Origin of the sequence: Victivallis sp., from assembly GCF_048170485.1 — a bacterium.
Taxonomy (GTDB): domain Bacteria; phylum Verrucomicrobiota; class Lentisphaeria; order Victivallales; family Victivallaceae; genus Victivallis.
In genome coordinates, this window is record NZ_DBEXAY010000144.1 from 1 (window position 1) to 13,890 (window position 13,890).

Annotated in this window: 13 protein-coding genes and 1 tRNA gene; 3 read left to right on the forward strand and 11 right to left on the reverse strand. The window is 62.1% G+C overall.

Going from position 1 to position 13,890, the window contains the following annotated elements:
* The 8 genes from ACMLHG_RS07575 to ACMLHG_RS07610 form a co-directional block, all read right to left on the reverse strand.
* Positions 1-1,197, reverse strand: a 1,197-nt coding sequence (locus tag ACMLHG_RS07575) for a tyrosine-type recombinase/integrase (protein WP_417170111.1), incomplete at its 3' end; no start/stop codon positions are given.
* Between the two features lie 125 nt (positions 1,198-1,322).
* Positions 1,323-1,406, reverse strand: a tRNA-Leu gene (locus ACMLHG_RS07580).
* 48 nt (positions 1,407-1,454) lie between these two features.
* Complete coding sequence (locus ACMLHG_RS07585) at positions 1,455-2,162, reverse strand: hypothetical protein (RefSeq protein ID WP_417170113.1); 708 nt, start codon at positions 2,160-2,162, stop codon at positions 1,455-1,457.
* A 4-nt stretch (positions 2,163-2,166) separates the two neighbouring features.
* Positions 2,167-3,366 (reverse strand): aminotransferase class I/II-fold pyridoxal phosphate-dependent enzyme, encoded by a 1,200-nt coding sequence (locus ACMLHG_RS07590; RefSeq protein ID WP_295811399.1) that lies wholly within the window; start codon positions 3,364-3,366, stop codon positions 2,167-2,169.
* The gene (locus ACMLHG_RS07595; RefSeq protein ID WP_294436930.1) at positions 3,329-3,811 is read right to left on the reverse strand and encodes an Lrp/AsnC family transcriptional regulator; all 483 of its coding nucleotides are present in this window, start codon (positions 3,809-3,811) and stop codon (positions 3,329-3,331) included. The genes ACMLHG_RS07590 and ACMLHG_RS07595 overlap by 38 nt, the downstream gene beginning before the upstream one ends.
* 37 nt (positions 3,812-3,848) lie before the next feature.
* The gene (locus tag ACMLHG_RS07600; protein ID WP_294436931.1) at positions 3,849-4,781 is read right to left on the reverse strand and encodes a phosphatidate cytidylyltransferase; all 933 of its coding nucleotides are present in this window, start codon (positions 4,779-4,781) and stop codon (positions 3,849-3,851) included.
* Positions 4,782-4,829: 48 nt separating this feature from the next.
* Positions 4,830-5,528, reverse strand: a complete 699-nt coding sequence (locus ACMLHG_RS07605) for an isoprenyl transferase (RefSeq protein ID WP_294436932.1) — start codon at positions 5,526-5,528, stop codon at positions 4,830-4,832.
* The gene (locus tag ACMLHG_RS07610) at positions 5,525-6,181 is read right to left on the reverse strand and encodes a D-sedoheptulose-7-phosphate isomerase (RefSeq protein ID WP_295811408.1); all 657 of its coding nucleotides are present in this window, start codon (positions 6,179-6,181) and stop codon (positions 5,525-5,527) included. The genes ACMLHG_RS07605 and ACMLHG_RS07610 overlap by 4 nt, the downstream gene beginning before the upstream one ends.
* A gap of 246 nt (positions 6,182-6,427) precedes the next feature.
* On the opposite strand from ACMLHG_RS07610, the gene ACMLHG_RS07615 reads away from it, so the two are divergent.
* Positions 6,428-7,180 (forward strand): 3-oxoacyl-ACP reductase family protein, encoded by a 753-nt coding sequence (locus tag ACMLHG_RS07615; protein ID WP_294436935.1) that lies wholly within the window; start codon positions 6,428-6,430, stop codon positions 7,178-7,180.
* 36 nt (positions 7,181-7,216) lie between these two features.
* Here ACMLHG_RS07615 and ACMLHG_RS07620 read toward each other — a convergent pair whose 3' ends face one another.
* Positions 7,217-10,234, reverse strand: coding sequence for a hypothetical protein (locus ACMLHG_RS07620; RefSeq protein WP_417170114.1), 3,018 nt, complete (start codon positions 10,232-10,234; stop codon positions 7,217-7,219).
* A gap of 45 nt (positions 10,235-10,279) precedes the next feature.
* Positions 10,280-10,990 (reverse strand): prepilin-type N-terminal cleavage/methylation domain-containing protein, encoded by a 711-nt coding sequence (locus ACMLHG_RS07625; RefSeq protein WP_294436940.1) that lies wholly within the window; start codon positions 10,988-10,990, stop codon positions 10,280-10,282.
* 103 nt (positions 10,991-11,093) lie between these two features.
* Here ACMLHG_RS07625 and ACMLHG_RS07630 point away from each other — a divergent pair, with 103 nt between their 5' ends.
* Both ACMLHG_RS07630 and amrS read left to right on the forward strand, forming a co-directional pair.
* Positions 11,094-11,999: a helix-turn-helix domain-containing protein gene (locus tag ACMLHG_RS07630; protein WP_417170115.1), complete on the forward strand. Its 906-nt coding sequence runs from the start codon at positions 11,094-11,096 to the stop codon at positions 11,997-11,999.
* A 28-nt stretch (positions 12,000-12,027) separates the two neighbouring features.
* Positions 12,028-12,918, forward strand: a complete 891-nt coding sequence (gene amrS, locus ACMLHG_RS07635; protein ID WP_417170116.1) for an AmmeMemoRadiSam system radical SAM enzyme — start codon at positions 12,028-12,030, stop codon at positions 12,916-12,918.
* 5 nt (positions 12,919-12,923) lie between these two features.
* Here the strand turns inward: amrS and ACMLHG_RS07640 are convergent, their stop codons facing one another.
* Positions 12,924-13,817, reverse strand: coding sequence for a hypothetical protein (locus ACMLHG_RS07640; RefSeq protein ID WP_417170117.1), 894 nt, complete (start codon positions 13,815-13,817; stop codon positions 12,924-12,926).
* Positions 13,818-13,890 lie beyond the last annotated feature (73 nt).

A 13,890-nucleotide genomic window follows, 5' to 3' on the forward strand; every position in this document is an offset into this window, starting at 1 on the left:
CCGCTGGCGATCGGATTTGGTCGTGATGGACGCGACAGCGGCAATCGCTTCCATTTGGGCCTCCTCTCCAATATGAATATAGTATTTATCAGCTATATCAGAATCGGTGCCGAGAATTGAAAGCAATACGGCTTTCGGGACGCCCGCTTCGGCACAATGACTGGCAAAGCTGTGGCGCAGGGAATGAAAGCCGTAGACCGTTGCCTTCTTCTTGCGCCCCGGCACCTCCACGGATGGCTCCAACCCGATCCAGCGGATCACCCGGAGAATGTCCAAGCCGACTTTATTGCATCCGACATCTTTGCCGCTGGCGTCTTTCTGCTTATAACGAGCCGCACAGTTCGGGCAGATATATTCATCACGCTTCCATGCCAACGCTTCCTCAAGTACCGCCAATAGCTGATCGGCGATTGGTATTGTGACCTCCTTACCGGTTTTGAACTGCTTGACCCAGATGCGCCGCCGTTCAAGATCAACCTTATGCCATTGCAGCAGAACGCAGTCTTTCAGCCGCTGGCCGGTGAACATCCCCAAATGATAGATGACCCGGATTTCCGGCTTGTTCTTCACTTTGTGCGTAGAATCGGCCAGTACGTCCAGCAATGCCTGTTCCTGCTCGCGAGTAAAGGCAAGACGGCGTGTATTGTGTTCCTGCTCTTCGCGGTCTTTACGCCACAGGACGGGCGATTGGAACGGGGAACCGTCGGGACAATACTCAATAAGAGTAGAGAAGATTTTCCGCAGCCGTTTGATCTTGCGGTTGTGCGTATCAACGGCCAGTTGACGTTCCCGGAGCTTTTGCGCATAGGCATCGGCGAGTTCCGGCGTCACTTCGTGAAGATATTGACAGCCTTTCGGAAGAGACTTCAGGAAATCTCTCCAGTCTGCTTCATAGGCGAGACGTTCGTTAACAGTTGCAGGAGTGGCACGATTCGGGTGTTTTGCGTAAACATTCCACGCTTCGGTAAGCAACAATACGTTTGCCGGCTTAATCAGATTGCGCGCGTGAGCAACATGTGCCGAAACGACTTCCATGCTGGTCGCTTTCAGAACCGGAAGCAGCTCTTTGACTTTCCGCTTCGCTTCTTCCTGATTCTTGGTTTTCAGGCTGATCGACTTGCGTTCACCGTTGATCTGATAACGATAATGATATGTCCCGTTCGGTTTCTGGTAGATGGTGCCGACTTCCTGCTTCATGACTTTCCTCGCCATTGCCCTCTTTCCTCATAACTATCCTCGTGAGCTAAAATAACACTGATTTCGAGGATTGAAAGGCAATAGTGGCACAAAACGGCACAAAATCTTGCATTCTGAGGTTAGAATGGTACCGGAGACGGGACTTGAACCCGTATGGTTGAAACCGCTTGATTTTGAGTCAAGTGCGTCTGCCATTCCGCCACTCCGGCACGTTTTTTCTTAACATAGCTCCCGAACGGCCGGTTTTCAAGCCGGAATCAGTAAGTTCCTACATAAAAAGAACCGATTCCGCCGGGAGCGAAGCTGACCCAGGCGATCCGGCGGTTCGCGATGTCGAGAAAGAGGTCGCCGCGGCCGCCGATTTCCGGCGAGGCCTCCCCCGCCGCGGGGGTCCAGCCCGTTGCCCGCAGTTCCGCCGCGGTCGAACGGAGCAGTTCTTCCGGCTCACCGGAGGCCGCGCGGAAGGAGCCGTAGAGGTTCCCGGTGCGGCCGAATTCGATCACCTGCACCGGCTCCGCGCCGAGCGGCAGCCGGGGCAGTCCGGAGGGCCAGTGCGGCGGTTTCGGGAGTTTTTCCGGCGTGACCACCTGGAATGCGGTCACCGGTTTGCCCGGGCCGGAGTCGATCAAAAGATACCGCTCCACCCGGCCGTCGCCGAGCGGATGGTTCACCCGGAGCGTTCCGCCGGAACGGGTCAGCTCCTCCGGTTTCAGCTGTCCGGCGAGGAGGCGCGCCAGCTCATCGAACGGGGTGAGAATTCGCGAAACGGTCATCTCGAGACGGAGACCGTTGAAGCGCAGCATTTCGCGGTGCTCCCCCCGCTGTTCCGCTCCCGGAAGCAGTTCGGAAATCTCCGCGACCGCTCCGTTCCCCGCGCCGTTGCGGTGGGGGCGGAGCGTGAACACCTCCGCCCGGAGAGCGGAGGTCAACAGCAGAAGGAGCAGGAGGCCCGCCGCGCGTTTCACCCGTCTACCGTCGTTTCAGACTCGCGACGAAGCGGCCGATCCGCTCGATCGCCTCGATGATGTCTTCGGCGCTGGAGGCGTAGCAGCAGCGGACGAATCCTTCGCCGCAGGCGCCGAACGCCGGTCCCGGCACCACCGCCACCCGTTCCGCCCGGAGCAGTTCCTCGGCGAATTCGGTCGAAGAGAGCCCGGTTGAAGCGATCGACGGGAAGGTGTAGAACGCCCCCTTCGGCATCAGGCAGTCGAGGCCGATCCGGTTGAATCCGGCCACCATCAAATTGCGCCGCTCGCGGTAGCTTTCGCGCATCTCGTTCATCGCCCGGCGGCCGTTGCGGAGCGCTTCCAGAGCCGCCTCCTGCGCGGTGGTCGAGGCGCACATGATCGCGTACTGGTGGACCTTCATCATCGCGTCGATGATCTCGTGGGGGCCGCAGGCGTAACCCACCCGCCAGCCGGTCATGGCGAACGCCTTGGAGAATCCGTGGAGGAAGATGGTCCGATCCCGCATTCCGGGCAGCGAGGCGATCGAGACGTGGGTCCCTTCGTAGGTGAGTTCGGAGTAGATCTCGTCGGTGATCACCACCAGGTCGTTTTCGATGGCGATTTCGGCGATCTTCTCGAGCCCTTCTTGCGACATCACCGCGCCGGTGGGGTTGCAGGGGAAGTTCAGCAGCAGCACCCGGCTGCGCGGAGTGATCTTCGAACGGAGCACCTCCGGGTCGAGCGCGAACCCGTCCTTGGCGTAGGTTTCCACCGGCACCGGGACGCCGTGCGCCATGCGCACTTCGGCCGGATAGGATACAAAGCACGGTTCGGTGTAGATCACCTCGTCGCCCGGATTGACCAGCGCGCGGATGGCGATGTCCAGCGCCTCGCTGACGCCGACGGTGACGATGCACTCGTTTTCGGGGCTGTACTGAACATGGTAGTCGGAGGCGACATAGTCGCAGATTTCCCGCCGCAGCGCGATCGTCCCCAGGTTGGAGGTGTAGCTGGTGTGCCCCTTCTCCAGCGAGAAGATGCCGCTTTCGCGGATGGTCCAGGGGGTGGTGAAATCGGGTTCGCCGACGCCGAGCGAGATGACGTCATCCATCGTGTTGACCAGATCGAAAAAGGCGCGGATTCCGCTCTTGGGCAGATCCTTGATATGGTCCGCAACCAGCGGTCTACGGACAGATTTTGAGTCGTTCATATTCTTCATCATTCTGCATGATCCTGCCGGATTCTTTGTATTTCTTCAGCAAAAAGCTCGTAGAGGTCGAGAGGACCCCTTCGATGGTGGAGAGTTTGGCGGAGACGAACGAGGCCACCTCCTGCAGGGAGTCGCCCTCCACCGTCAGCAGGAGGTCGAAACTCCCGGAGACCAGGTAGAGGTCGGTCACTTCCGGGAAGCGGGCAATGCGCCGCGCCACCTGGTCGAATCCGCCTTCGCGCCGCGGAGTCACCTTGACTTCGATCAGCGCCTTGACTTTGCTGTCGTCGAGTTCACTTTCGTTGAGAATCGCGGTGTAGCCGCGGATGATGCCGCATTTCTCCAGCTCGCGGATCTCCTGTTCCGCCTCCACGTCCGGGAGGCCCGCTCTCAGTGCGATTTCATGAATGCCCATACGGGCATTTTCCCTCAACAGGGCGAGAATCTTATGATTCATATCCTCTCCTTTCCCGCCGGACATCGCCGTGCGGATGTTATCCGTTGAATTTGCACATTCCCAGCACAATGAAGAGAACGCCGTTGTAGATGAAGCTGTCGAGCACATCGAAAACGCCGCCCATGCCCGGAATGATCGCGCCGGAATCCTTCACTCCGGCACTCCGTTTCAGCGCCGATTCGGTCAGGTCTCCGGCGAGGCTGCCGATGCCGAGCACCACGCCGGCGGTGATGTACCACCAGATCGAGGTGCCGAGATTCTGGAACGGCATCCGGCAGAAGGGGGCTTCCGCGTAGATCTTCCAGAAGATCAGGCTCACGCCGACCGAGAAGAGCAGTCCGCCGATGGTGCCCTCCCAGGATTTCTTCGGGCTGATCGAGGGGCAGATCTTGTGGTTGCCGTTCTTCATCCAGCGGCCGGAAAGCATGCCGAAGATGTAACCGCCGGTATCCATCGCCTTGGTGACGAGGATCAGGAAGAGGAACTGGCGCGCGCCGACGTTCAGCGGCACCGGTCCGAACGGCACACTGCGGTTGAAATAGACGACTGTCACGGTGTACATCGAGAATCCGATCAGCACCAGCACCCCGAGCGAAACCGCCGCGCGGAGCATCAGCTCCTTCCGGCGCTCCCGGCCGAAGAGCAGGAGGAACCAGCCGCCGAACGCGGTGAAGACCAGCACGAGCAGCTCCAGTTTCAGCAGGAACTGCGCCGTTTCCAGCTGGCCGGAAATCAGCAGCGTGTTGGAGGCCAGGTAGCCGAGAAAGAGCAGTCCGCCGAGCAGGGCCGTGGTTTTCGGCAGCGTCGGCGCGCCGCATTTCTCCACCATCCGGCAGCACTCGAAGAGCACCGCGGCAATGGCGCCGGAGGCGACGAAGGTGTAGATCCACGGCCCGCCTGCCGGCCAGTAGACGACGGCGGCGAGCAGTGCCAGGAGCAGAGGAAAGCTGATTGCCCGATAGAGGAACACTTTTTAAAACCCTTTCATTCGATCCGTTATTTTTCCGTTACTTTTCCGTTATTTCCGGCCGCCGAAACGGCGGTCGCGCTGCTGAAAGGCGGCGACGGCCGCTTTGAACTCCTCCTTGCCGAAGTCCGGCCAGAGGGTGTCGGTCACATAAAACTCCGCATAGGAGAGCTCCCAGAGCAGAAAGTTGCTCAGCCGGAGTTCGCCGCTGGTCCGGATCAGCAGATCCGGGTCCGGAATGTCCGGCGCATAGAGGTAGCTGCGGAAACTCTCCTCGGTGATCTCCCGGCGCGGATGCTCCGCCAGTTCGGCGGTGATCCGGTTGACCGCGTCGACGATTTCGGCGCGTCCGCCGTAGTTGAGCGCCAGATTGAGCGTGCCCTTCGTGTTGTTCTTCGTCGCCTCGACGGCGGCGAGCAGTTTCCGGCGCGCTCCGGCGGGGAGCCCGGCGGTCCGCCCGATGGTGCGCAGCCGGACCTCGCGCTTCTGCAGCTCCGGCAAATTCCGGTCGATGAACTCCTCGAGCAGATTCATCAGCGCCGTGATCTCGGCGGGCGGGCGCTTCCAGTTTTCGGTGCTGAAGGCGTAGAGCGTCAGAAACTCCACGCCGCACTCGTTCGCCGCCTCCAGCACTTCGGAGACCTGTTTCGCCCCCTGGCGGTGACCGGCGGTGCGGGGCAGACCGCGCTGCTCCGCCCAGCGGCCGTTGCCGTCCATGATGATGGCGACATGACGGATGTTGCTGTTCATCGTTCCTCTCCGCCGAACATCGCATCCTCGACCGCCGCGCAGACGGTGTGGTAGACCGGCAAATGAAGTTCCTGGATGCGATAGGTTTCCGAATCGGGTACCGCGATCACGATATCGGCATATTTTTCGCAGGCGCCGTGGCGGTTCCCGGTCAGCAGAATGGTACGGATTCCCATCATCTTCGCCGCCATTTCCGCGTATTTGACGTTGACTGCGCCGCCGCCGGTGGAGATGCCGAGGAGGACGTCCCCGTTCCGCCCGAGCGCGTAGAGCTGCTGGGCGTAGACCAGATAGGGATCGACGTCGTTGCAGAATGCGCTGGTGAATCCCGGGTGCGACAGCAGCGAGACGGAACGGAGTCCGCGCTGGAGCTTCCCGGCCAGCTCCGAACCCTCCGCGCCGAACCGCTCCGTGAAGCGCTTCTGTTCGGCCGCCGGGAGTTCGCGGCGGAGCAGGAATCCCTTCAGAAACTCCCCGCAGATGTGGTCGGCGTCGGCCGCCGAACCGCCGTTGCCGCAGCAGAAGAGGGTGTTGCCCGCCCGGAAGGCGGCGAGGATCGTTTCGATGGTTTCGCGGATTGCGGGCGCCGTCGGCGCCAGTTCGGGGTGGCGCCGCAGAAGAGTTTCGATATGGATTTCGATCGATTGCATCATCCTGTTCCTCGCTGCGTAAAATGATTTCAGATAACATAGCAAACAAACCGGTTTTTTTCAATCCCGGCAGCGGTTTTTCCGGGGAATTCCGGAGGAGGGGGAGGCAAAACGGAAAAAAAGTTGTCCGCACCGGCGGATTTTCCGTGCAAATTTTCCTTTGGGCGTCTATAGTAACCCAGCCGGAAAGATGGAGTTTCACACTGTGAAATTCCCCGTGAAAACCCCGGCGGAATCTGGAGAAGGATCATGAGAGAGCTGAAAGGAAAAATCGCACTGGTAACCGGCGCGTCGCGCGGCCTCGGCCGGGGCGTGGCCACCGTGCTGGCGGAAAAGGGAGCGACCGTCGTCGTCAATTTCCGGAGCGGCGCCGAAGCGGCGGCCGAAACCGTCGCCGCCATCGAAAAGGCGGGCGGAACCGCCGTCGCCATGCAGGCCGACGTCTCGGAGTCCGGAGAGGTCGGGAAACTGTTCGACCGGATTGCCGAAACCTTCGGCCGGCTCGACATTCTGGTCAACAACGCCGGCACTTCGCGCGCGCAGGACATCTTTGAAATGAGCGAGGCGGACTGGGATTTCATCCTCAAGACCAACCTCAAGAGCGTATTCTTGTGCAGCAAGCGGGCGATGGAGATGATGCGCGAACAGAACTTCGGCCGGATCATCTCGATGACCAGCATGGTCGCCTACCGCGGCGCGGTGTTCGGCCACTGCCACTACGCGGCGACGAAGGGGGCGATTCTCTCCTTCACCCGCACGATCGCGCGGACCGGCGCGCCCTATCACATCACCGCCAACGCGATCGCGCCGGGAATCATCGAAACCGAACTGCTCTTTCAGACCCACGGCGAGGAGGGGGTGGCGAAGCTCGCCGCGACCGTTCCGCTCGGGCTGGGCAAGCCGCGCGACGTGGGTCTGGCGGCGGCCTTTCTCGCGGGCGAGGGGGGCGGTTACATCACCGGCGCGTGCATCGACGTCAACGGCGGGATGTACTTCCACTAGGCGCCGCGGGAAACGGTCCGCCCCGCCGCCCCTCTCCTACTCCAGCTGGAGCACTTTCCAGAGGGAGGGATCCTCTCCGGTCCCCATTCCCGGCGCGGCGGCCAGATACCCCTCCCGCAGTTTGCCGTCGTTGTCGTTGACGATCAGATTGAAGCGGAATCCGGTTCCGGCGATCTCCCGCGTCATGCCGAGCGCGGCGAAGGGCAGGAGCGCCTCGTAAAAGGTCCGGCGGCTCCCGTCGTCGCGCCGGGCGTTCACCCGGACGGCGGAGGAGGGATCGGCGAATCCTTCCGGGCGGCTCCAGCAGAACACCTCCGTCCCTCCGTCGTCGCGCCGCGCAAAACCGATGCTCCAGAACCCCTTCTGCCCCGGCAGCGCCAGGCCGAACTGCACGCTGTCGCCCCGCCAGATCGACTCGCCGGAATTGGTCTGTACGGGAAGGTCGTCGGTGACCTCCGCTCTCAGGCGCAGAAACTCTCCGCGGCGTTCCAGAAAGATCCGGGCGGAGAGATCGGCCGGCCCCTTCCAGTAGAAGGGTTCGTTCCCCGGAGCGCTCGGCACCAGCGCGTGGTACTGCCCGGCGTCCGCCAGCACGAACAGCGGCTCGCCCGCCGCCGGCTTCCGGATCAGCGAAAGCGGAACCCGCTCGACCACGGCTCCGCCCAGCGAGAGCTCCAGCTGCAGCGTCGCCGGGTGCGAAAGCGGCGCGGTGAAGCTCTCCGCCGCCCGGAGATGGAGCGTCACCGCCCGGGTTTCTCCCGGCTGCAGCGGGACGACTTCACGTTCCGGCGTGACGGAGACCCCGTCCGGTGCCGCCGCGTTCAGCGTCAGGGAGAGCGGTTTCTCCGCCGGATTGAAGAGGGCTATGGGGCAGGTGCGTTCCCTGCCCGGCTCCAGAATGAGATGCACCGGCAGCTGTTCCGGCAGAAAGCCGCGCGCGAGGCGGATTTCCCCGTTTCCGCCCGGGGGCGTCTTCAGCGTGAAGGGGGTGGAGGAGACCGGGATGCACGCGTTCCCCCCCTGGAGTTCGACCGGCGTCTCCTTCCCGAAGAGATCCACCTTCACGGTTCCGGGGGGAAGGGTGGCGAAGAGGGTCCGCGGGCGTTCACGCTGATTATTCCAGAGCGCCAGCAGCGTCCCGCCGTCTGCGCGGCGGAACCGCAGGGCGCTGATCTCCTTGCCGGCGGGAATCCTGCCCGTGAATTCGGCGTTCCGGTAGGTGGCCGCGAGCATGTTGAAGGCAAGATAGGCCGGTTTCGGTTCGAACTCCGTCGTGAGCAGCCCGAAATGGCGCTCGTAATGGCCCGGGGCGTAGAGTTCGCCCTTCTCCCGCAGATTGTACCAGTTGTAGCCCACGGCGCCGAAGGCACGGGCGGTCAGAAGTTTCTTGAACAGGCTCGCCGCCTGCTCCCGTTCGCCGATCCGGACGGAGCTCTCCGCCGTCTCGTTGGAGTACCAGGGACGGGGGGCATTTTCGCCGATCAGACTGCTTCGCTCGAGCTGTTCCAGCTGCGCCAGATAGCCGGCGAGGGGGCCGTGGCCGTGAAAGGCGAAGAGGTCGAAGTGTTTACCGCCATCCTCCTTGAGCTGTTTGATCCAGCCGTTGTTGGAGCGGGGATCGCCCCCCGCGTCGGTCTGGGTGCCCGCGATGCCCCCGTTCATGACCACCGCCTGCGGCGAGACGCGCCGGATGGCGTCGTATCCGGCCCGGAGCAGCTCCATGTACCGGGGGAAGTCGAAGTTGGCGAAGAGGATGAGGTCCGGTTCGTTCCAGAGTTCGAAATAGCGGATGCGCCCCCGGTAATGTTCGGCGATCTTCGCGCAGAAGGCGGCGTAGAGCGCCGGATCGGCAAACCGGCCGACCCGGGCGAATTCCGGCGCGCGGTACTTCGGCGTGAAGTCGCGGGGAATCGCCCAGTCCGGCGGGTTTCCGAGGATCGCCTCCACTTCGACTCCCTGAGCGGCGAGCAGAGCGACGAGCTGGTCGTAGAGGGTGAAATTCCACCGGTCCGGTTCCGGCTGGAAGCGGTTCCAGGAGAAATCCAGCCGCATGATTCCGGCGCCGCAGAGGCCGGCGGCCAGAGCCTCCAGCTCCGCCTTTTCCCGGCCGAACCGCTCCATATGGCTGCAGACGCCGAGGAGGAATCCCGGGGCGCGTTTCGCGACCGGTCCCGCCGGGACCATGCGACCGAAGCGGTGTTCGCCGGAATACTCCTTTCCGGTGGCGCTGATCAGGCGGTAGTTGAGCTTCCACCACCCCGGGGCGGAGTAGTCGCCGGGAAGGACGATGCGCCCCGGAGTTTCCGGCGTGGCCCGGGCGGACACTCCGGCTTGCCGGAGGTTGCCGGCACCGTCCTCGATGCGCAGCACGCCGCCGAGGACGAGCTCGCCGGTGCCCTCGTTGCGGACGACGAGCGCGGGCGGTTCCTGCCGCTGCGGCAGCAGGAGATTGAACCGGTGTCCGGTCTTCAGCGAGAGGTTCACCGCCTCGCCGAAGCGCCGGAAAGAGAGGGAATCGAGCAGGATTCCGGCGCCGGGACGTGTCCGGGCGCTGCAGTCGACGGCGATGCCGTGAAAGCGGAGCGGCCAGTCGATTTTCCGGTTTCGATCGCCGCCCCAGACGGCGGCGGCGGCGCCTTCGGCGACGCGGTAGTCCAGCTGCCGTTTCCCGGAGAAGGTGCCGGATGCTGTGTTGACGAACTGGAAAAGCTCCCCGCTGGAATCCCGCAACCGGAGAACGATCCGGCGCAGTTCGACTGGTTCCGGGAATTCGACCAGAAGGGAGAAGGTCGCCTGTTCAAATCGGCCGATTTCGGGGGAGGCGGGCGAGACGAGCCCCAGTTCCATCGCGGCCGGGGCGGGGTTGCCCCAGCGGACGGCGGTGCCGTTCCGGCGGGAGCCGGACAGCGGGGCCGGTTCGATTTTCACCTGATCCAGGCCGGGAATTTTCCGCCCCTCCAGTTGGAATTCTGCATCGCCGAACTGCAGAAGTTCAGCGGCGGAAAGCGCCGGGAGGAGGAAACTGAGAAAGAGTGGCAGAAGGAGCTTGTGCATATCGTTTTCTTTCGTTGATTCCGAATCGAATTTTGTGAGAGAACCTTACGGCAGTTTTTGCCCATCGACGACCAGAGCGCTGATTCCCGCCGCCTGAAGGTCGGAGATGGAGCGGCTTTCGGCGTGGCCGTCGAAGTAGGCGATGTTGGCCCGGTGGCTGTGGTGCAGGGAAATGGTGGCGTTCACTTTGACGCTGAGCGGCATGTAGTAGAATCCGTATCCGTGCTCCGGAGAACCGGGGCTGACGTACATGGTGTCGGCGAAATGAACCGCTTCGGAGGGTTTCTTCAGCTTCTGCGTCGCATAGAAAAGATTTCCGGTGGTCATGACCTGATTGATCAGACAGAAGTTGCCCCACCCCTTCTCATCTTCAAAGAGGCTCATATCCCAGGTGTCGTTGAAGCGCAATGAGCCGTAGGTGCGAAACGGGTCGCTGATTCCTTCGGTGGGGAGCGAGGGGCAGAAGAAACTCTTCGTCCCGTAATAGGTGGAGCTGGCCAGGTATTTGTAGTCGAACAGAAGGATGGACCACGGAACGGTCGAGCCGGCGTCGTCTTTGATATAGGTGACCACCAGTCCATTGTTGTCCATCGCGTACAACTGCATGGCCGCGGCGTTCTGACGGAGACGGTTGAGGCACTCGGTCGCCCGGGTTTTCTCCCGTGCCGCGGTCAGGGCGGGCAGCAGCATTGCCGCCAGAATGGCGATCATCGCGATCACAACCAGGAGTTCGATGAGAGTAAAATTCTTTTTCATAAAAAACCTCGCAGTCATTTGCATCTGGGTATAATTATACTATATTCTGAATGGAAAAACAAGATACAAAAAAATCAGATTGTTATCATTTTGGAGTTTTTCAATGTACGAAGAGGCGAACCGTCCATTCCCGGATTTTCCGGTCGATATTCCGCTGCCGCTCTACGTCTGCAGCGTGGGGAAGCGCGGCGAAGAGAGCGGTTCCGATCGTGTTCCGCCGCTGCTCTCTCCGTTCATCGGCATGACCTTCTGCGTCCGCGGTTCAGGGGTGGCGTATCTCTTCGACCGCCCGTTCCGGATGCGGGAGAACGACGTGATCTTCTACTATCCGCACGAGGAGCACCGTTTTCTGGCGGATTCCGAAGAGAGCGTCATCGCCTGGGTCAATTTTGACGGACCGCTGGCGATGTCGGTGTTTTCCAGTTACCGGTTCCCCCGCTCTTTCCCGCTGGAGAAGGGGTTCCCGGAGGAGATCTACCAGGAGTTGCTCGGCTGTCTGCCGAAATCCGACCACGACTCGGTGCTCCACGCGTCGACCCAGCTTTTTCTGCTGTTCGAATATCTCGCCGGAGAGAAGAAAAAGAGCTTTCTCGAGTCGGGCGACGTCGTGGAGCGGGCCCTGCGGTACATCAAAGCCAATTTGTCAAATTCTGAACTGAATGTCAACACGCTCTGCGATGTTCTGCACCTCTCCCGCTCCACCTTCCGCAAACGCTTTGCGGAGGCGATGCACGTCACCCCCGGCGAATACATCCGGAATCAGCGGATCGCCCGGGCGAGGACGCTGCTGGCCGGAACCGACCTCTCCATCCAGGAGATCGGCCGGGAGTGCGGTTTTCAGGAGAAGACCTCGTTCAGCCGTTTTTTCAAGGCCTGCCCGAACAGCATGCCGCCGAGTGAATACCGGAGGGTTTACAACCGGACCGGCCTTGCTCCCGGGGAGCCGCCCTCACCGGAAGCCCCGCGCCGCAAAGACCCGGAGATTTCTGACAGAAAGAACAAAGAATGAAGTTCCATTTACGAGAAAGGGAGGAGAAATGCAGAGGAAGGAAGCGATGTTTTACCGGCGGGAGGAGGCGGGAATGCTCCGTTGCACCCTCTGCCCGCGCAACTGCCGGATTGCGCCGGGCGAATGCGGATACTGCGGCGTGCGGCGCAACTCCGATGGACGGCTTGAAGCGCTCACCTGGTGCCGCCCGGTGGCGGTGCAGATCGATCCGATCGAGAAGAAGCCGCTGGCGTATTTCCTGCCCGGTTCGCGCACCTTTTCGCTCGGCACCTTCGGCTGCAACCTCGGGTGTGTCTTCTGCCAGAACGACGAGCTCTCGCGGGGGAGTTATCCGCCGGGATTCCACGAACGGGAGGTGGCGCCGGAGGAGATCGTCGAAGCGGCGCTCCGCCACGGCTGCCGTTCGGTGGCGTTCACCTACAACGAACCGACGGTTTTCTTCGAATACGCCCTCGAAATCGCCCGCCTGGCGAAGCAGGCGAATCTCGCGACAGTGCTGGTCAGCAACGGCTGGATCAACCCGGAGCCGATGCGCGAACTCTACCCTCTCATCGACGCCGCCAACATCGACATGAAGGGGTTCAGCGAGAACTTCTACCGGGAGCTCTGCGGCGGGAGTCTCGCGCCGGTGCTCCGGTCGATGGAGTACTTCGGCCGGGAGCTGGGGCGCCATCTGGAGATCACCAATCTGGTGATTCCGGGCCGGAACGATTCGCCGGAGATGATCGGCGCCTTTCTCGACTGGGTGGAGGAGACGCTCGGGCGGGAGCAGCCGATTCACTTCACCGCCTTCCACCCGGCCTGCCGGCTGTTCGACCCGCCGACGCCGCCGGCACGGTTGCGGGAGATCCGCGACCTGGCCCGCGGCCGGGGATTCACCCGGATCCGGCTCGGGAACATTCCGGACACCGAGGCGTAACCGGGTCAGCGCGAAACCTCGAGAGAACAGCGCCAGCTCCGGCTCTCTCCCGGAGCGACCGAAAAGCGGCGGAAGGGTTCGAGCGAGAAGAACTTCTTCGGATGCTTCCAGAACACCGCCCGGTCCATGGCGGGAGTGCACTGGAGCGTGACGCTGTTGCAGAGCGGCGAAAAGTTTCCGGCGGCGATACTGGTGCCGGAGCGGATGGATTCCGTACTTTCCCCCGCGGCGGCAATGCTCTCCCGTGCCTTGCCTGGCAACTGGAACCAGCTTTCGTTGAATCCCGGTGCGATATCGAAGAAGGGATGGGCGTAGAGTTCGGTGTCAATTCGGCGGCGGCCGGTGTTGGCGAGGGTGAACTCATATTCGGCGGGGCTGTCGCCCGGCCGCAGGGTCAGTGTCACGGTCAACTCGTAGGAGTAACCGGCGTGATCGCCGGAGTTCTGTTGGCAAATGATGCGGATGGTTCCTCCGGAGCTCTCCACCGAGGTCTGCCACGGGAAGAGTTCGACCGGTCGGGTTTCAAACCGTCCCGCACCGTGCTCCCGGACGACGCCGACGCCGATCTGAATCCGGGTGGAGTGGCCCGGGAGCTCCCCCGGGTCGAGTTCGAGAGTGGGGTAGAATTCGAACGGGCAGCCGTACGCCGGCAGCCGCCAGTGGGTGGAACGGGCCCGGAGGATGCTCGTTTCCGCACCCTGGGGAACCAGGCTCCGGATCCAGCCGCCGAGCAGGAAACGGCAACCGGTCGAACGCACGTCGCGCGGCTGCGAAGCGTCGACCACCTCGACCCGGAATGTGCCGGTGTCGAACCACTGCGACACCGGCGGCGGCGGATCCGGCGGCGTGCTCCGGCAGCCGGAGAACAGCAGAATTCCGAGGAGTCCAAAAAAATTCAACCATATCATTACAAACTGGTTGCCGGTTTGTCTTCTCCGATCCGTCATTTCTCCGTCACTTTTCCGTTATTTA

Bases quoted from the DNA above. Each gene is read 5' to 3' on its own strand.
- ACMLHG_RS07590 (WP_295811399.1), bottom strand. From the start codon at position 3,366: ATGATGAAGAATATGAACGACTCAAAATCTGTCCGTAGACCGCTGGTT.
- ACMLHG_RS07595 (WP_294436930.1), bottom strand. From the start codon at position 3,811: ATGAATCATAAGATTCTCGCCCTGTTGAGGGAAAATGCCCGTATGGGC.
- ACMLHG_RS07605 (WP_294436932.1), bottom strand. From the start codon at position 5,528: ATGAACAGCAACATCCGTCATGTCGCCATCATCATGGACGGCAACGGC.
- ACMLHG_RS07610 (WP_295811408.1), bottom strand. From the start codon at position 6,181: ATGATGCAATCGATCGAAATCCATATCGAAACTCTTCTGCGGCGCCAC.
- ACMLHG_RS07615 (WP_294436935.1), top strand. From the start codon at position 6,428: ATGAGAGAGCTGAAAGGAAAAATCGCACTGGTAACCGGCGCGTCGCGC.
- ACMLHG_RS07620 (WP_417170114.1), bottom strand. From the start codon at position 10,234: ATGCACAAGCTCCTTCTGCCACTCTTTCTCAGTTTCCTCCTCCCGGCG.
- ACMLHG_RS07625 (WP_294436940.1), bottom strand. From the start codon at position 10,990: ATGAAAAAGAATTTTACTCTCATCGAACTCCTGGTTGTGATCGCGATG.
- ACMLHG_RS07630 (WP_417170115.1), top strand. From the start codon at position 11,094: ATGTACGAAGAGGCGAACCGTCCATTCCCGGATTTTCCGGTCGATATT.
- amrS (WP_417170116.1), top strand. From the start codon at position 12,028: ATGCAGAGGAAGGAAGCGATGTTTTACCGGCGGGAGGAGGCGGGAATG.